Source organism: Capnocytophaga sp. G1920 (assembly GCF_051417515.1).
Map to the genome: position 1 here is coordinate 32,285 of NZ_JBPRKH010000021.1, position 18,839 is coordinate 51,123.

Consider the following 18,839-nt stretch of genomic DNA (forward strand, 5'->3'; position numbering starts at 1 on the left):
TCATTTGCTAATTAACTAATTTGTTATGTATACCACTCTTATCATTCTTTTTATATCGGCTTTGTTTTTTATGAGCGGGAAGGTGCGCTCCGATTTGGTAGCTATGTGTGCCTTAGTGCTCTTGGTGCTCTTTGGCATATTAACCCCTGAGCAAGCTTTATCGGGCTTTTCGGACAAGGTAGTAGTGATGATGATAGGGCTCTTTGTGGTAGGAGGCGCTATCTTCCAAACGGGATTAGCAAAGATGATGAGCAGTAAAATCTTACGCTTGGCAGGCGATAGCGAGGTAAAACTCCTTATCTTGGTAATGCTTGTTACGGCTTTTATTGGGGCTTTTGTAAGCAATACAGGTACGGTAGCCTTGATGATGCCCATAGTGGTGAGTATGGCAATGAGTGGTAACATCAACAGTAGTCGCCTGCTGATGCCTATGGCTTTCGCCAGTAGTATGGGCGGTATGATGACGCTCATCGGTACGCCTCCTAACTTGGTAATCGATGGAGAGTTAGTGAAAAACGGCTACGATAAACTCACTTTCTTTTCCTTTACTCCAGTGGGATTGGTGTGTTTGGCAATAGGACTGTTAGTTTTAATTCCCACCAGTAAGTTTTTTCTTTCTAAAAAAGGTGATTCTAAGCAAGAAGGGAACCGAAATGGCAAATCACTTACTGATTTGGTACGTGAATATCAACTCTCTAACAACTTATACCGCGTATTAGTAGAAGGAAACACTCTATTTATAGGTAAAACGCTCAAAGAAATCAACCTTTCGCAACGTTATCACATTTCGGTATTAGAAATCAGGCGCAAACCTACTTCTAACAATCCTTTTTTCAAAACAGGCAACCAAGAGGTAGTAAATGCTGATACCGTAATTTATGAAGGAGATATTCTTTATTTGCGCGGTAGCTTTGAGTCGATTGAACAAATGAACGCCGAAAATCACTTAAATTTTCTCGACACACACCACCCCGAACAACGCTTGCCTAACGAGTTACACTTCCACGATATAGGCATAGCCGAAGTACTGATAATGCCCGCTTCGAAATTGGTAAACACCCGCATCAGTGATAGCAAACTGCGCGAACACTTTGGGCTCAATATCTTAGGTATTCAGCGCAAGGATAACTATATTTTGCAAAACTTAAAAGACGAAAAGATGCACGCTGGCGACATACTATTGGTGCAAGGAACTTGGGAGCACATTGCTAAAATGGACGCTGAACGCAGTCAGTTGGTAGTATTAGGGCAGCCTCTTGCTGAGGCATCTAAGGTAACCCTCACCCACAAAGCTCCTATCGCTGCGCTGATAATGGTAGGGATGGTAATAGCAATGATGTTCGATTTTATCCCTATAGCACCCGTTACTGCCGTACTTATCGCCTCTTTATTGATGGTTATTTCAGGAGCTTTGCGCAATATCGAAGCTGCTTACAAGACGATTAACTGGGAGAGTATTGTACTTATTGCAGGTATGTTACCTATGGCATTAGCCTTGGAAAAGACAGGAGTATCAGCCTTAGTATCGAATGCATTAGTAGGGAGTTTAGGCGATAAGAGTCCATATATACTCTTGGCAGGCGTGTATTTTACCACTTCACTTATGACGATGTTCATCAGCAATACCGCTACAGCTGTACTCTTGGCACCCATTGCTATTAAAATCACCTTATCGTTAGGCTTACAACCCCACGCTTTTATGTTTGCAGTAGCCGTAGGTGCAAGTATGTGTTTTGCTTCTCCTTTCTCCACTCCGCCCAATGCATTGGTAATGTCGGCTGGGCGTTACACTTTTATGGATTATGTGAAAGTGGGCTTACCTCTGCAAATCATTATGGGGATTGTAATGGTATTCGTATTGCCATTATTATTCCCATTTCAATAAAAAGTTGTATCTTTGCCGAAATTTTTAAAAGTAAAGAATGAAAAAAAGAATTTCAGATTTTTTGTTAGACGTTTCTAAATACGTATTTGCGGGCTTATTAATCGCTCCTCTATTTAACTCAACTTTCGCGTGCAACGATGCTTATTGGTGCGCTTTTACTGTAGCTATTTTAGCTCTTATAGTAGGGCTTTTCCTCTCTAAACAGAAAAAAGGAGCGGTGAATAAAAACAACAATAACAACCGCAACAAAAACTATCGCAAGAACAATAATAGCAGAAATAATACAACTTCTAACAGAGCATAACTATTTCTTCCTCTCAAAACTATGAAAGTCTATTTCGATAATGCGGCTACTACCCCCGTCTATCCAGAGGTAATACAGAAGATGACGGAAGTACTGAGGGATACTTATGGCAACCCCTCTTCTACACACGCTTTTGGGCGTAAAGCCAAGTCGCTTATTGAATATAGTCGCAAGCAAATAGCTAAACAACTGAATGCTTCACCCTCTGAAATTATTTTCACTTCAGGGGGTACTGAAGCTAATAACCTTATCTTGCGCAGTTGTGTGCGCGATTTAGGTGTACAAATTGTCATTTCTTCCCCAATAGAGCATCACGCTGTATTGCATACCTTAGAGGTATTAGCCAAAGAATATCCTATAAAAATAGTTTACGTAAACCTTACGAACAAAGGGGTCGTAGACCTTTCCCATTTAGAATACTTGCTCCAGCAATATACTGAAAAAAAGGTATTGGTGAGCCTAATGCACATAAACAACGAAATAGGAAACATTTTACCTTTAAAAGAAGTAGCTACACTCTGTAAACAATACAATGCTTATTTCCATTCAGATACCGTACAGTCTGTGGGGCATTACCCTATCGATTTGGAGGAAATCCCTGCCGACTTTATCACAGCTTCAGCTCATAAGTTTCACGGACCTAAAGGAGTAGGATTTGCTTTCATTAGAAAAGGCATTGCGCTACACAGCAGTATCACAGGGGGCGAACAAGAAAAAGGCTTGCGTGCAGGTACCGAAGCTGTTCACAATATAGTAGGAATGGAAGTCGCTTTTAGTCTATCATACACTAATTTAGATAGAAACACTGAAAAGCTCAAAGACCTGAAGCGTTATTTTATCAAACAACTCAAACATCATTTCCCAGAGGCGGTATTTAACGGAATGTCCGATACTTTAGACGAGAGCAGTTACACCATTGTGAACATAGGTTTTCCCTCATTGAAAAACCAAAATAGCACCCTGCTTTTTCAGTTAGACTTAAAAGGCATTGCTTGTTCCAAAGGGAGTGCTTGCCAGAGTGGAAGCGTGCAAACCTCTCACGTACTATCGGCTTTTTTACCTGAGGAAGCTCTACAATATCCCTCACTCAGATGCTCTTTTTCCGTCTTTAACACAGTAAAAGACGTCGATTTTCTTATCGAAAGCCTTAAAGAAATCTCCCATAATAAACACTGATAATAAACTACTTACATTTCTACTACACATTAAGCAGAAAAATATTTACAGAAAAATAGTAGGTAATTCAAAATATTGTTGTAATTTAGTAGCGTTTTTAAACAATAGTTGCATTTAAATCTTAGATATGTCAGAGGAAAAAAACACATTAGCCATAGAGGATAACCGCGAGGACAACCGTTTAGAAGATGCGTCATTAGTAAACTATGAGGCAATGTCTCTTAGTGAATTAACCAAAGAACTAAAAGAACTACTCCAAACTGAGAAAACCCAAGCTATCAAAAAGCAAGTGGACGCTATTCGTTATGAGTTCGACAAAAAATACGACGCTCTTGTAGAAGAGAAAAAAGAAGAGTTCATAGCCGACGGAGGAGAATTATATAATTTTTCTTACGAAATTCCTGTTTATAGAGAATTCTACACCGCTTTCAACGATTATCGCGAAAAGCGCAATCAATACTATAAAGAGATTGAGAAAACCCATAAAGAAAACCTTGCTAAACGCCGAGAAATCATCGAAGAACTCAAAAGCCTTCTCAATGCCGAAGAACATTTAGGCACTACCTTTAAGCAGTTTCAACAATTGCAAGAGCGTTGGCGCAAAGCAGGAGCCGTCTCTAATGCCGATTATGAGGATTTGTGGAATACTTATCACCACCACGTAGAGAACTTCTATGACTTTATCCACCTCAGCAAAGACTTGCGTGACATCGACTTTAAGCGCAATTTAGAAGAAAAACTAAAAATTATTGAGCGTGCCGAAGCACTTGCCCAAGACGACGTAGATGCTCTCATTGCCTCTCGTGAGCTACAAGTGTTACACCGTGTTTGGAAAGAGGAAATAGGTCCTGTAGATAAAGAACACCGCGAAAGCATATGGCAACGTTTCAGTGAACTTACTAAGAAAATACACGACAAACGCCAATATTACCTCAAAAACTTAGATAAGATATACGAAGAAAATGCAGTGAAGAAGCAAGGCATCATTGAGCGGATTAAGAAACTCGGTGAGAAAGAACCTACTACTCACAGCGCTTGGAAACAGCTTTCTAAGCAAGTAGAAGATTTACGTCAGTCGTTTCTAAATGTAGGAAAAGTACCTTTACAACAAGCTGATGAGGTATGGAAATCTTTCAATATAGCTTTACGTGCTTTTAACAAGAAGAAGAACCAATTTTACAAAACACTCAAAAAAGAACAACAAGAGAACCTCACTAAGAAATTAGCCTTATTAGAAATAGCAAAAGCTAACCAAAATAGCACCGATTGGGAAACCACTACTGAACTGATGAAGAACATTCAGAGAGAGTGGAAAGAAATAGGAAGCGTTCCTCTTAGAAATACCGAAAAAATTTGGAAGGAATTCAAGAGAGCTTGTGATACGTATTTCAGTAGATTTGCTGAGACTATTCAGCATTCTAAAAATAAAGAGTCTGATGCGCTTGAACAAAAGAAAGCCTTTTTGGATAAGCTGAAAGAATATCAATTAGGCACCGATAGAGATAAAGAGATAACAACCTTACAAAACTTTGTGAATGAATGGAATGCTATAGGAAATACTCATCATTCTAAGAGAACCATCGACATCAAATTCCATAAGATTATTGATGCACTGTACAAGAAACTCAATTTTGATAAGCAAGAAATTGAGCTTATTAAGTATAACAACAAGTTAGAACGACTTATCAACGATGATAACGAGAACTCCCTTAACAATGAGGTGATTTTTGTAAGACGTCGTATTGATGAACTCAAATCGGAGATACTACAGTTAGAAAACAACTTAGCTTTCTTTGGTAATATCGACGAGAAGAACCCATTAGTACGCGATGTGATTAAGAACATCAACAACCAAAAAGAAGCTCTTAAAACGTGGGAAAATAAACTTCGTGAGCTAAAGCATTTGCAAAAAACACAATTAGCTGAAGCCTCTGAAGAAAAGATAGAAGAAAAGGAATAATTTTATTGTTTTCATATTTAGAGAAGAGGTTATGCTTGCTAAGTAACCTCTTTTCGAGTTTTATATCTGTATGAAATTAGTATTTGCTACCCATAATCAGCATAAATTAAAGGAAATACAAGCCCTTTTACCTAAAAATATCGAACTGCTAAGTTTGAGCGACATAGGTTGCAATGACGATATAGCAGAGACTGCTACTACTATTGAGGGCAACGCTTTGCTGAAAGCTCAATACATCAAAGAGCATTATCATTGCAACGTTTTTGCCGATGATACAGGCTTAGAAGTACAGGCATTAAACAATGCTCCTGGGGTATATTCGGCACGGTATGCAGGTGAGCACAAAAGCGATGCAGACAATATGTATTTGCTACTAAAGAATATGGAAGGAATTTCACACAGAGAGGCTCAGTTTAAAACGGTTATTGCTTTATGTTTAGATGGCTCTATATATACTTTTGAAGGTATCGCAAAGGGACGTATAGGCACTATCCCTGTAGGCACTAACGGTTTTGGGTATGACCCTATATTTATTCCTGAGGGTTCTGACCAAACTTTTGCCGAGCTGACCCAAGAAGAAAAGAACCGTATCAGTCACCGTGGGAAAGCCTTTGGAAAGCTATTACATTTCTTAAACCAAAATATTCAGTAAGGAAAATGAGTTTATTAGAGATTAAAAATATCAAACGAGATTTTAGATTAGGGTCTGAAATACTGCACGTACTGAAAGGCATCAACCTATCTATAGAAAAGGGAGAATACCTTGCCCTTATGGGACCATCGGGCTCTGGTAAATCTACTTTGATGAACATCTTAGGGTGCTTAGATACGCCTACCTCAGGCGAGTATATTCTGAACGGTAAAGATGTAAGCAAGATGAGCGACTCGGAATTAGCCGACATTCGCAATAAAGAGATAGGCTTCGTATTTCAAACCTTCAACCTAATGCCACGTACTACGGCTTTAGACAATGTAGCTTTGCCTATGGTATACGCAGGCGTTAAGAAAGAAAAACGACACGAGCGCGCTAAAGAAGTACTGAAATTAGTAGGATTAGAAGACCGTATGCTTCACAAACCCAATGAACTATCAGGAGGGCAACGCCAAAGAGTAGCTATAGCGAGAGCTTTGGTAAACCACCCTTCAATTATCTTAGCCGATGAGCCTACTGGGAACCTTGACTCTAAAACTTCTTATGAAATAATGAACCTTTTTGACGAAATCTACCAAAAAGGGAATACCGTTATCTTGGTAACCCACGAAGAAGACATTGCTCGGTATGCCAAACGGATTGTCCGCTTAAAAGACGGACTTATAGAAACTGATAGCGCTAAGTAAATGAATATCGGAATTATTATCCCTGCTTATAACGAAGCTGAAAGCATTGGTGTTACCTTGCAATCTCTGCTAAATCAGACCTATCTTCCCTATCAAATTATAGTAGTAGACGACGGTTCTACCGATACCACTGCTGAGGTAGTGAACCAAATTGCTACCCAATATCCCGTAGTACAATTGGTGCAACGCAGTGAGAAGGGTGAACATCTACCAGGGGCTAAAATAGTGCAGACTTTTAACTATGGGCTTCCTTACCTAAAAGAAGACGTAGAGGTGATTTGCAAATTTGATGCCGACCTCATCTTCCCTAACAACTATCTCGAAACAATGTGCCAGCAATACAGTGAAAATCCACAGTTGGGAATGTTTGGGGGCTTTTGTTATATTGAGAGAAATGGCTCTTGGGTACTTGAGAATCTCACTAATAAAGACCACCTAAGAGGTGCTGTAAAATCTTATCGGAAGGCGTGTTTTGAAGCTATAGGTGGACTTAAAATAGCTATGGGCTGGGACACCGCCGATGAGCTATTGGCGCGCTACCAGAGTTGGACAGTACAAACTGACGATACTCTTCACGTAAAACACCTACGCCCGACAGGTGCTGGCTATAAAAGCAATGCCCGTTACCTGCAAGGAAGCGTTTTCTACCGTCTGCGATACGGTTTCTTCCTCACTTTACTCGCTGCCATAAAATTAGCCATAAGAAAACGCAATGGTAAACTCTTCTTAGATTATTGCAAAGGATTTTATAAAGCTAAACAAGAAAAACAACCTTACTTACTCACTCCTGAAGAAGGTAAATGGGTAAGACAATACCGGTGGAAAGGGATTTTCAGTAAAGTAGTGAAAAAAAAGTAATAATATCAAAAATGCCAATAAAGCCAATAATACTAAATCGATGATGATGCGAGGTCGTAGTACGACAGGCAACCAAACAAAGAGTAACCAAATAAAAGACGGTGCGAACCGCACGGGCAGATAAACAAAAGACGAACAAATGACGAACAAAAGACGAACAAAAGACGAACAATGAACGAACCTAAGTAGAAGGTAAGTTAAAGTTAAGATAGACATAAAAAGAGAGTTATTAATAGATTTCAACATTGCCAAAATTTGAAACTTTGGCGATGTTCATACAAATGACGGTGCGAGTAGGACGAGCAGATGAAGAATAAACGAACACAAAATAAAAATAAGACGGAGGTAAGAGGAGAGACAATTGGGTGTTTTTAACTTTATCAAAGTTTGAAACTTTAGCAAAACTCATACTGCAAAAGTAATAGTATATAAAGGATACCCCTACCCCACTGCTAATTAAATGCTATTCAGTTATTTTTATGCATCAAATGGCATATTTGGCAAATAATTATTATCTTTGCCCCGACTAAGAAATAAAAAAACAAGGTTCAAGAATGATAAAACACAAGTATGGCAGAACGCAAACCAATTTGCCCACTGAAATTATTGAACTACTGAACAACCAAGTGAGTAAAGAATTGGTATGTTCTATTCTTGACCCCTTCGAGTTCTACGACGAAAAAGATTCGCCTATGGCTCTTAAACTTATTGATGAACACATTCTTTTAGACGAGAAATAATGATTTTAGTAACTGGCGGAACAGGGCAGATTGGCAGTCGTTTACTTTTTCACCTTACCCAAAACAAGGCGCATAAAGTAAGGGCTATCTATCGCAGTACCCACTCGTTAGAAAAAATCGAACAACTTTTTATACAACAATCCCCCAATGGAGCGGAACAATTCCGCTCTATTGAGTGGGTAGAAGCCGATATAAGTAACATTCCTGCGCTCGAACAAGCGTTTGCGAATGTTTCTTTTGTTTTTCATTGTGCGGGCTTCATCTCTTTTCAGCCTAAGGATTTTGCTCAGCTCATCAAAGTGAATGTGGAAGGAACTGCTAATATCGTAAACTTGTGTATTGACTTTAAGGTAAAAAAGCTCTGCTATGTAAGTTCTATCGCTACGCTTTCGGCTTTGCCTCACACACCTATTGATGAGGAAAACGACTGGAATAGTGAGGACAATAACACTGATTACGCTATCAGTAAGAACGGTGGCGAAATGGAGGTATGGCGTGGCTCGCAAGAAGGATTGCCGGTGGTGATAGTGAATCCATCGGTAGTGCTGGGAGCTGACTTCTACGAGCAGGGGTCAGGCTTATTGTTTAAAAAAGTAGCTGATGGACTGAGATATTACCCCACAGGAGGCACAGGCTTTGTGGCGGTAGACGATGTAGTGCGTGCAATGATACAGCTACAGTTCTCTGAGGTTACAGGAGAACGCTTTATACTGAATACTGCTAATCTTAGTTATCAAATGGTTTTTGAGAAAATTGCGAAAGGTTTGGGAGTGAAAGCTCCAACCAAAAAGATTTCGCATAAAACATTACGTCGTTTAGCACGTTTAGACGGTTTTTTGAGTTTCTTTGGTATTAAAAAGCGAGCACTTACCCTCCAAACTGCCAATGCTCTTGGCTTGATAAGCACTTATAATGGTGATAAAATAAAAGAGTTTATCGATTTTCAGTACAGTGATATCGATGAAGTGATTCAAGAGATTTGTGCAAAATATCCGCTATGAGAAAATGGTTTAAATATCTTTTTAGAATACTTCTTTTCCCTTTGGCGTGTTTGTATGGTGCAATAGTTCGTCTGCGCCATTGGTGCTACAATGTGGGCATTTTTAAAGTACATACCTTTGCGGTGCCTACTATTTGCGTAGGTAATGTAGCGGTAGGAGGGACAGGTAAGAGCCCAATGGTAGAATACCTCATCAGGCGATTGCATAAACAACGCAGAGTGGGCGTGCTCAGTCGTGGTTATAAACGCAAGACAAAGGGTTTTATATTAGCTACTGAGACTTCTACGGTATTGGATTTAGGTGATGAACCTTTCCAATTTTGGTGGAAATTTAAGGATTTTATCTTAGCCGTTTGTGCCAACCGAGTAGAAGGTGTAGAACGAATGCTCGCTTTGCCTACACCTCCTGAGCTGATTATATTAGACGACGCTTTCCAACATCGCCCCATAAAAGCAAAAATCAACATAGTGCTCACCGCTTACGGACATCTGTTTACTGACGACTGGCTACTTCCAATGGGGCGACTCCGCGATGTAGTAAGCCGAGTGCAACAAGCCGATATAGTGGTTGTAACTAAATGTCCTCCCTCATTGTCAGAAAAAGAACGTACTCAGCTCATAGTGCGTTTACAGAAGCATTGCCTTTGTCCTATCGTTTTTGCAACCATTGCCTATGATAAGCAAGTATTTTCAGAGACGGAAAACATATCTTTGACGACTTTCATTCAAGAACCTTTTACTTTGGTAACAGGCATTGCCAATCCGAATCCGCTACTCACATTCTTGAAAGAACAAGGAGCAGATTTTCAGCATTTAGCTTTTGCTGACCATCATCATTTTACCGAGAGAGAAATACAGCAATTGCAAGGCAAGCGAATCTTGACCACTGAGAAAGACTACGTGCGCCTGCAACCTCATTTGCAAGACTTGTACTACCTGCCTATCGCAATGCAATTCCTCACCCCCACTGATGAACATACATTTGGCACGGTTTTTGAAAATCTATAAACACGAAAAAATTACAAACTTTTATCAGTATGACAAGAAAACTCATCGCTATTGTAGCTTTTGTTTTGGTAGCTACCGCTACTCTTGAAGCTCAGGAAATTAAATGGATGACTTTTGACCAAGCTATTGCTGCTCAGAAGAAAAAACCTAAAAAAATATTTATTGATGTATACACTAATTGGTGTGGACCTTGTAAGATGTTAGCGAACAACACTTTTAAGAACAAAGACTTAGTAAAGTATGTAAACGATAATTACTACGCTGTAAAGTTCAATGGCGAAGGTAACGAAGTAGCGAACTACAAAGGACAAAAGTTTGAGAACAAAGGCTATGACCCCTCATTGGCTGAACGCCGTAACGCCACACATCCACTTACCGGATATATGCAAGTACAGGCTTACCCAACAATGGTGTTCTTAGACGAAAATAACGATTTAATAACAGGTATCACCGGGTATATGTCGCCTACTCAATTAGAACTCTACTTGAAAATGTTTAACAACAATGATTACAAAAAAATCACTACTCAACAAGAGTTTCAAGTATATCAATCGAAGTTCAAACCTACATTTAAAAACTAATAAATACACTTTTTCATAAACACACGTCAAAAACTCTTGGCAGAATGTCAAGAGTTTTTTATTTTTTTACTACCTTTGCGGAGTAATTAGCAGATTATGCCAAATTGGCAAATGGAAAGATTGAATTTATGGCAAAAATACTCATCATAGAAGACGAATCGGCAATTCGCCGTGTACTTACCAAAATATTGGTAGAAGAAAGCAAAGAGTACGAAGTAGAAGAAGCAGCTGATGGTGTAGAAGGCGTTGAAAAACTCAAAAAAGAGGACTACGACTTAGTACTATGCGACATCAAAATGCCTAAGATGGACGGTATGGAAGTACTCGCTGAGGTCAAGAAACTCAAACCCGAAATCCCCTTTGTGATGATATCAGGTCACGGCGACCTCGAGACAGCAGTAAACGCAATGCGCTTAGGGGCTTACGACTATATCTCAAAACCACCTGATTTAAACCGCTTGCTCAACACCGTGCGCAATGCTCTCGACAAGAAGAAATTAGTGGTAGAGAATAAACACCTCAAAAAGAAGGTGAGCAAGAGCTATGAGATGATAGGAGAAAGTGCCCCCTTGCAACAAATCCGTCAGATGATAGAAAAAGTAGCACCTACCGAAGCGCGTGTGCTCATCACGGGCTCTAATGGTACAGGTAAAGAATTGGTAGCTCACGCTATTCATTACCAAAGCGAGCGCAGTGAAGCTCCGATGGTAGAGGTGAACTGTGCCGCTATTCCTTCTGAACTGATAGAAAGTGAACTCTTTGGACATATCAAAGGGGCGTTTACTTCGGCGGTAAAAGACCGTGCAGGTAAGTTTGAGGCTGCTAACAATGGTACTATTTTCTTGGATGAGATAGGCGATATGAGTCTCTCTGCCCAAGCCAAAGTGTTGCGTGCCTTGCAGGAGAACAAGATTACCCGCGTGGGAAGTGATAAGGACATCAATGTAGATGTACGTGTAATAGCGGCGACCAATAAAGATTTAAAAAAAGAAATAGCCGAAGGTCGTTTCCGTGAGGATTTGTACCACCGTTTGGCAGTAATTCTCATCAGAGTACCGTCACTTAACGAGCGCAGAGACGATATCCCACTACTTATTGATTATTTTTCAGCAAAAATAGCCGAGGAACAAGGTATTAGTCCGAAGAAATTTAGCAAAAAAGCAATAGAGCTTCTTCAAAAACAAGATTGGACGGGTAATATTCGCGAACTGCGTAATGTAGTAGAGCGACTCATTATCTTAGGAGGCAAAGAAATCTCAGAAGATGATGTAAAAGCGTTTGCAGGAAAATAGTGCGAACCACACTGAAACTTTAAATTAGGAAATAAGTAAGCGTTACAAAATCTTACTGATTAACTATGAACAAAATAAAAATCCTCTCTATAACTATTCAGAAATAAAAAATGACGGCAAGGAGTTCTCTCTACCGTCATTTTCTTTATATATAACTCTTCTTATAGAATAAGCATCGCATCACCGTAAGAATAGAATTTATATTTCTGCTCTACGGCTTCTTTATAAGCACGCATAATGAGGTCGTGCCCCGCAAAAGCTGAGACCATCATTAACAAGGTAGATTTAGGAGTGTGAAAGTTGGTAATCATTGCATTGGCTATACTAAAATCATATGGAGGAAAAATAAACTTATTTGTCCAACCGTCAAAAGGATTTAGAAAACCATCAGATGAAACTGAGCTTTCCAACACGCGCATTACGGTAGTTCCTACCGCACATACACGTTTTTTATTCACCTTAGCTGCATTAATGATTTTTGTTTGACTTTCAGGAATGTGTATCTCTTCACTATCCATTTTGTGCTTAGAAAGGTCTTCTACCTCTACAGGATTGAAAGTTCCTAACCCCACGTGTAAAGTTACCTCAGCGAAGGTAATACCTTTTATTTCCAAACGCTTCATCAAGTGCTTAGAAAAGTGCAAACCCGCAGTAGGTGCAGCAACAGCGCCTTCGTATTTAGCATAGATAGTTTGGTAGCGTTCTTCATCTTCAGGTTCTACCGGACGAGAGATGTATTTAGGCAGAGGTGTTTGCCCTAATTCTGTAAGATGTTGGCGAAACTCTTCATAAGTACCATCGTATAGGAAACGAAGGGTACGACCACGAGAGGTCGTATTGTCTATTACCTCGGCTACCAATTCGGCATTTTTGCCAAAATAGAGTTTATTGCCTATCCGTATCTTGCGAGCAGGGTCTACAAGTACGTCCCACAAACGTTGTTCAGCGCTGAGTTCACGCAACAAAAATACTTCTATCTTTGCCTTTGTTTTTTCTTTATTCCCATACAAGCGAGCAGGAAATACTTTAGTATTGTTCAGTACAAACACATCTCCATCGTCAAAATAGTCGATTACATCTTTAAATAGTCGGTGTTCGATTTCTCCTGTTTTACGATGTATTACCATTAAGCGTGCTTCGTCGCGGTTCTCACTGGGATACTCAGCTAATAGCTCTTTAGGAAGTTCAAAATTAAAGTTTGAAAGTTTCATATATTTTCTATATAATAATCATCAGTTTATAAATGGTATCGTAACTTTTATGCTGAATTTAAAACAATCCATATTGTTCTCCACCATAAATATCCGTAGATATACATTCAAGAAATAGACGCTAAAGAAGGGTAAAATAGAGATATAATAACAAAGGAAGATATACCTTATTCATTTCAAATAGCTATTGTATAAAAAGAAAAAGTCGGGATGACTGGACTCGAACCAGCGACCACACGCACCCCATACGTGTACGCTACCAACTGCGCCACATCCCGATTTTTAATTTCAGAGCGCAAAATTACTACCTTTTACAGAAACTACCAAATAAATAGAATAAAATATTTTGCAACAATGGCTATTTATTTGATATACTGAAAAGTCCTATTTTTCTATCTTCCCTAATGAAACCGTAAAGATTCCAAAATCATCTATCAGCATATCCTGCTTTTGCACTCCATTAAGAGAAAATATCCCGTCTAACTCTCGCTGACTACGGCGACGCATCACCCAATCTTTCTCTTGATGACTTTTTAGTACAAAGGCTATCGTTTTGAGTTGTGGGTGCCACGGCTGTCCTGTATAAATCAAAAAACCGTTTTCTGAAATCGACACAACTCCCTTTATCGCCTCATTAGCTAATTTATTATCACCAAAAAGTTCAAAAATACCAGATATGATAGTGATATTAGGATTATAGTCCAAACTTGTGTAGTTATCGGCTTTAAAACAATTGTAGTTAGTGAATCGTATATCTTGAAAGCCTCTTTCTCTGACGGTTTGCTCCCCTTTTTCTATATTAGCTGGTAAAAACTCATTGATGACAATTTCTACCTCTGGGTGCTTTTCTTTGATGTCAAACAGATAATTACCTACTCCTCCAGCAATATCAAGTATCTTTACTTTCTTCCCTTCGGCTTGCAAAGCTTGTATCGCTTTATCTACTTGCTCCAATAAGTGTGCTTTGCGTATACGTACGCCTCGCCACCCAATGGCATTGAGATAACTTTTGTCCATCAGTTTACCTATACCCCATTTCCCTTGAGGAATATTCTTGTAAACGTAATCCATTGAAGCTCCTGAATCAAATCCATATTCCAGTCCTATCGCCATTCCGCCACTGAGGTGTCCTAACTTACTCAGTGCCCATTTCTGAAATCGGTAATAGTACTTTTCTCTATTGGGGATAAGCTCGTATTGCATTATTTCGTACTCTTTTTGAGTAAAAGTATCGGGTTTCAAAGAAGGTGATACAAGAGGTGTTTCAAAAGCTCTACTGATAAACTGTTCAAGTAATTTATATACCTCTTCTCTGCCTTGCTCAAACAAAATGCCGTGGTGGAATCCTTCTAAGGTAACAAATTCTTTTATTTCAGAAGATAAGTTTACATAGAATTGTTTCTGCTGCTTGTTAATCACCACAAAGTCTTTTTCAGCTGAAAGCAGTAGTGTGGGAATAGTAATAGCAGCAGCATCTTCGACCAATCGCTTGCCTGCATTAGCTAAATCTATAAGCAGTTTCCCGTTGATAGACCGCGTGATAAACCTATCGGTATCATAGGCGCGTTGCTGTTCAGGGTCACGAGTGAGCATTTTAGACTTAACATAGCTCTTTACAACAAGATTAGGTTTCACTTTTAGTGCTAATTCTATAGCTTGCTTGGCTAAGGGAACTATTAAATTGATTTCAAAAGCAGGTGCTAAAAGTGCCATTCCAGCAATACGTGGAGCAAAATCGTGTACCCAAGCCGATACAATCACCCCTCCTATGCTGTTGGCTACTACAAATATATCCTCTTCTTGCACGTCGTATTCTTGTTGCAAAAACTTAGCAAAAGCATCTAAATCTCGTACTGAATCCATAAAAGCAGGCGATACTGAAGCTTTAGTATGTCCGTGTCCTCTCATATCAAAAGCAAAAATATTATAGGACGCAAACAGCGGGTGCGTAGCAAATTCCTGTAAGCGCTCACCGTACTCGTGACCGCGATGTATTACAATAAGTGTTTTTTGTTGAGGCTTGTAATTCCATTCGTAGAAGTATAACTCTGCCTCTTGATACCCCTTGAAAAAACCTGTATTCATTATCTTGTTATTTTGTTGTGCAGGCAAAGGTACGCTTTTTAATGATAAAAACAATAAAAGTGAAGGATAATTACTTCATTACATTAATATTTAAGAAGTATGTAATAACAAAAAAATCACTACCTCTCTTCGTAAGTAGTGATTGAAAATTGTACTCAATAACTAAAGGCTACCTAAACAAAATTTAGATAGCCTTTCTTATTTCTTATTCAGGGTATTTGCTAACATCTTGGTATGTATTGAACACCCCTTTAATGATAATTTCTCTTTCTATATCATCTACTACATAGAATACAATGTAAGGGTATTTCTTCATAGAAACACCTCTTAAATTATCTTTGTATATTCGCTGAAAAGGGAAGTGCTTTATAAAATCCAAGATTTTTACAAACTCATTGATAAAGTTCTCAGCTACTCTATCATTAGCAACTTCTTGGTAATAGTTGATTGCACTCTCAAGCTCAGACTCAGCTCGTACTGTATTACTAATTTTGTAAAGTAAGTCCATATTTAGATGCAAGTCTATTAACCATTACATACGAATCTTCACATTGGTCAAAAGGAGTGTTATCAGCTTCCAACTCTTCCAAGTATTTCATTAATCTTGGCGTCATTTCAATAGGCTGAGGTATGTCCTCTTCTTGAATGATAGAGACATTTAAAGACTTTATAAAATCTTTTATTGAATTTAATTTATCTACATCAGAGGTAGCAAAGGTTACAGCTGTTTCCATACTCAAAATATTTTTAAAGGTTACATAAAAGCAAAAAATCACTACCTATCTTCGTAAGTAGTGATTGAAGATTGTACTCGGAGCGGGACTTGAACCCGCACAGGCATTACTGCCCACTGGATTTTAAGTCCAGCGTGTCTACCGATTCCACCATCCGAGCCTTCTATGATAAACATAAAAAAAGAGCGAAAAACGGGGTTCGAACCCGCGACCTCAACCTTGGCAAGGTTGCGCTCTACCAACTGAGCTATTTTCGCTTATTTCTTTTCCAATAAATTCGCAACTGGCTTTTCCTTTATTTGCGGTTGCAAAGGTACAACAATTATTCATTCCTGCAAATTTTTTGAATACTTTTTTTTATAACTTTTTTATACTACTATTATAACCTACATTCTCTCAGGAACTTGTATACCCAGCATTTTAAACGACTCTGCTATAATTTCTCCTATTTTCTTGCTCAACATTACCCTGAAATCACGCTTGCTCTCCTCTTCCTCTCCCAAAATCGATACATTTTGGTAAAACGAATTAAAGTCTTTAACCAAATCATACACATAATTGGCAATAATAGCAGGACTATAACTATCAGCAGCATCTTGTACAACCGACGGAAATAGGGTGATGCTCTTTAACAAAGCCTTCTCCTTTTCGTGCAAACCATTAACTTTTTCTACCGTTGCTTCATTCCTACCTCCCATTTCAGCATACTTGCGCATAATCGACTGGATACGAGCGTAAGTGTATTGTATAAACGGACCTGTATTCCCTTGAAAATCAATAGACTCTTTAGGGTCAAACAAAATGCGCTTCTTGGGGTCTACTTTTAATATATAGTATTTTAAGGCTCCCAAACCTATGGTGTGATACAAGGCTTCTTTCTGCGTTTCGGTATAACCGTCGAGTTTGCCCAGTTCTTGTGAAATCTCTTTGGCGGTTCGCTCCATTTCAGCAATAAGGTCATCGGCATCTACTACGGTGCCCTCGCGACTTTTCATCTTGCCACTGGGCAAATCTACCATACCATAGCTCAGGTGATACAAGTGTGATGCCCAATCGTAACCCAACTTTTTCAGGATAAGAAAAAGCACTTTGAAGTGATAATCTTGCTCGTTACCTACCGTGTACACCATTCCTTTTACATCAGGATAGTCCTTCACACGCTGGGTAGCAGTCCCCATATCTTGCGTCATATAAACCGACGTACCATCAGCACGAAGCACCAACTTCTCATCTAAGCCATCGGCGGTAAGGTCACACCAAACTGAACCATCTTCTTTCTTGAAGAACACACCTTGCTCCAAACCGCGTTCCACAATGTCTTTCCCTAATAAATAGGTATTGCTCTCGTAGTAATACGAATCGAAATCAACACCTAAATTCTTATAAGTAACGGCAAAACCATCGTATACCCAGCCATTCATCTGTTTCCAAAGTTTTATTACTTCGGGGTTGCCTGCTTCCCATTGGCGAAGCATCTCTTGGGCTGCTACAAATATAGGAGCTTGTTTTTCCGCTTCTTCTTTGGTCTTCCCTTGTTCTACTAATTGCTGTATTTCAGCTTTGTACGCCTTATCGAACGCCACATAGTAATTCCCTACTAATTTATCACCCTTCAACCCTGTATTTTCAGGAGTCTCACCATTACCAAAACGTTGCCACGCCACCATCGATTTGCAAATGTGTATCCCCCTATCGTTGATGATTTGGGTTTTATACACCTTATGTCCAGCTGCTTTTAAGATTTCAGCTACCGAATACCCTAAGAGATTGTTGCGGATATGCCCTAAGTGCAACGGTTTATTAGTATTAGGTGATGAGTATTCCACCAAAATAGCCTCTTTACTATTAGGCGTTGCCAAACCAAACTGAGGATTATTCTTCACCTCTTTTAAAAAGTCGATGTAGTAACTATCAGCAATTACAAGATTTAAAAAACCTTTGATCACATTGAAGTCAGTTACCAAATCACCTGCTTTCTCTTTTAAGTACCCTCCTATTTGTTCTCCTATCTGCACAGGATTACCTTTGATATGACGCAATAGCGGAAACACCACAAGAGTAACATCGCCCACAAACTCTTTTTTAGTCTGTTGCAATTCAACGCTTTCTAAGCTCACACCATACAGTTTTTGTACAGCTTGTAATATATGTTGTTTAAGGGTATCGTTTAAGTTCAACATTTGCAAATTCTTTCTTTTGAGAGGGCAAAGGTACAAATAATTTAATATATAAAAACATTTTGCTTTCAGTTTTGTCACGTCCTAAAAAAGGTTGTCATAATTAATTATTATTTTATTAGTCAAATTTTTTCATTAAGCTACCTTTTGAAAGTACACCTGATCAGGAGTTTTTAGGTTCAATGCATAGTGAGGACGTTTTTGATTATATGTCTTTATAGCCGAGCATACCGCACTAAGAGCCTGTTGTTCAGTATTAAAAGTAACTCCTAAATTAAACTCTTGCTTGAGAATCCCATTGATACGCTCCGTGTGAGCATTTTCATAACAGTGATTCTCCTGAGTCATACTAATTTGAATGTCCTCTTTTTGCAATAACAATATATACTCTTTGCAACAATATTGAACTCCTCTATCCGAATGATGTATTAAAGACTCTGACCTTTTCTTCCCTTTTAAAGCCTTCTTCAAAGCCTCTAAACACCCTTCA

General features: G+C 39.0%; 18 protein-coding genes and 3 tRNA genes. 12 read left to right on the forward strand and 9 right to left on the reverse strand.

The features are described from left to right. Positions 1-25: 25 nt before the first annotated feature. The 12 genes from ACSQ7D_RS10875 (at position 26) to ACSQ7D_RS10930 (ending at position 12,142) form a co-directional block, all read left to right on the forward strand. Positions 26-1,885 carry an SLC13 family permease gene (locus ACSQ7D_RS10875; protein WP_437136247.1) on the forward strand — a complete coding sequence of 620 codons (1,860 nt, stop codon included), beginning with the start codon at positions 26-28 and terminating at the stop codon, positions 1,883-1,885. Between the two features lie 37 nt (positions 1,886-1,922). After that, positions 1,923-2,189: a DUF6722 family protein gene (locus tag ACSQ7D_RS10880; protein WP_009417984.1), complete on the forward strand. Its 267-nt coding sequence runs from the start codon at positions 1,923-1,925 to the stop codon at positions 2,187-2,189. A 21-nt stretch (positions 2,190-2,210) separates the two neighbouring features. After that, on the forward strand, positions 2,211-3,365 hold the full coding sequence (locus ACSQ7D_RS10885) for a cysteine desulfurase family protein (RefSeq protein ID WP_437136248.1): 1,155 nt from the start codon (positions 2,211-2,213) through the stop codon (positions 3,363-3,365). A gap of 127 nt (positions 3,366-3,492) precedes the next feature. Continuing rightward, positions 3,493-5,325, forward strand: a complete 1,833-nt coding sequence (locus ACSQ7D_RS10890) for a DUF349 domain-containing protein (protein ID WP_437136249.1) — start codon at positions 3,493-3,495, stop codon at positions 5,323-5,325. A gap of 70 nt (positions 5,326-5,395) precedes the next feature. Further along, on the forward strand, positions 5,396-5,977 hold the full coding sequence (locus ACSQ7D_RS10895) for a non-canonical purine NTP diphosphatase (protein WP_437136250.1): 582 nt from the start codon (positions 5,396-5,398) through the stop codon (positions 5,975-5,977). A 5-nt stretch (positions 5,978-5,982) separates the two neighbouring features. Beyond that, entirely contained in the window at positions 5,983-6,663 is a 681-nt protein-coding gene (locus ACSQ7D_RS10900) for an ABC transporter ATP-binding protein (protein ID WP_009410673.1), read from the forward strand. Further along, complete coding sequence (locus ACSQ7D_RS10905; protein WP_437136251.1) at positions 6,664-7,521, forward strand: glycosyltransferase; 858 nt, start codon at positions 6,664-6,666, stop codon at positions 7,519-7,521. A 554-nt stretch (positions 7,522-8,075) separates the two neighbouring features. Next, entirely contained in the window at positions 8,076-8,261 is a 186-nt protein-coding gene (locus tag ACSQ7D_RS10910; RefSeq protein WP_437136252.1) for a hypothetical protein, read from the forward strand. Next, positions 8,261-9,262 (forward strand): NAD-dependent epimerase/dehydratase family protein, encoded by a 1,002-nt coding sequence (locus ACSQ7D_RS10915; RefSeq protein WP_437136253.1) that lies wholly within the window; start codon positions 8,261-8,263, stop codon positions 9,260-9,262. The genes ACSQ7D_RS10910 and ACSQ7D_RS10915 overlap by 1 nt, the downstream gene beginning before the upstream one ends. Then, positions 9,259-10,269: a tetraacyldisaccharide 4'-kinase gene (lpxK, locus tag ACSQ7D_RS10920; RefSeq protein WP_437136254.1), complete on the forward strand. Its 1,011-nt coding sequence runs from the start codon at positions 9,259-9,261 to the stop codon at positions 10,267-10,269. The genes ACSQ7D_RS10915 and lpxK overlap by 4 nt, the downstream gene beginning before the upstream one ends. Positions 10,270-10,298: 29 nt before the next feature. After that, on the forward strand, positions 10,299-10,850 hold the full coding sequence (locus tag ACSQ7D_RS10925; protein WP_437136255.1) for a thioredoxin family protein: 552 nt from the start codon (positions 10,299-10,301) through the stop codon (positions 10,848-10,850). Positions 10,851-10,978: 128 nt separating this feature from the next. Next, a complete protein-coding gene (locus ACSQ7D_RS10930; RefSeq protein ID WP_002676357.1) occupies positions 10,979-12,142 on the forward strand; it encodes a sigma-54-dependent transcriptional regulator in 1,164 nt (387 codons plus the stop codon). A 161-nt stretch (positions 12,143-12,303) separates the two neighbouring features. Here ACSQ7D_RS10930 and queA read toward each other — a convergent pair whose 3' ends face one another. The 9 genes from queA to ACSQ7D_RS10975 form a co-directional block, all read right to left on the reverse strand. After that, positions 12,304-13,353, reverse strand: coding sequence for a tRNA preQ1(34) S-adenosylmethionine ribosyltransferase-isomerase QueA (queA, locus tag ACSQ7D_RS10935; protein ID WP_009410665.1), 1,050 nt, complete (start codon positions 13,351-13,353; stop codon positions 12,304-12,306). 205 nt (positions 13,354-13,558) lie between these two features. After that, positions 13,559-13,631: transfer RNA gene (locus ACSQ7D_RS10940), tRNA-Pro, on the reverse strand. A 106-nt stretch (positions 13,632-13,737) separates the two neighbouring features. Continuing rightward, the gene (locus ACSQ7D_RS10945; RefSeq protein WP_437136256.1) at positions 13,738-15,438 is read right to left on the reverse strand and encodes a bifunctional alpha/beta hydrolase/class I SAM-dependent methyltransferase; all 1,701 of its coding nucleotides are present in this window, start codon (positions 15,436-15,438) and stop codon (positions 13,738-13,740) included. 205 nt (positions 15,439-15,643) lie between these two features. Further along, complete coding sequence (locus ACSQ7D_RS10950; protein WP_437136257.1) at positions 15,644-15,946, reverse strand: type II toxin-antitoxin system RelE/ParE family toxin; 303 nt, start codon at positions 15,944-15,946, stop codon at positions 15,644-15,646. Further along, positions 15,924-16,172, reverse strand: coding sequence for a hypothetical protein (locus ACSQ7D_RS10955; protein WP_009410662.1), 249 nt, complete (start codon positions 16,170-16,172; stop codon positions 15,924-15,926). Before ACSQ7D_RS10955 ends, ACSQ7D_RS10950 begins: the two co-directional genes overlap by 23 nt. A 74-nt stretch (positions 16,173-16,246) precedes the next feature. Continuing rightward, positions 16,247-16,332, reverse strand: a tRNA-Leu gene (locus ACSQ7D_RS10960). A gap of 24 nt (positions 16,333-16,356) precedes the next feature. Beyond that, positions 16,357-16,429 (reverse strand) — tRNA-Gly (locus tag ACSQ7D_RS10965). A 129-nt stretch (positions 16,430-16,558) separates the two neighbouring features. After that, complete coding sequence (gene argS / locus ACSQ7D_RS10970) at positions 16,559-18,352, reverse strand: arginine--tRNA ligase (RefSeq protein WP_437136258.1); 1,794 nt, start codon at positions 18,350-18,352, stop codon at positions 16,559-16,561. 132 nt (positions 18,353-18,484) lie between these two features. Continuing rightward, on the reverse strand, positions 18,485-18,839 hold a 355-nt coding region (locus ACSQ7D_RS10975), incomplete at its 5' end, for a transposase (protein ID WP_437135747.1).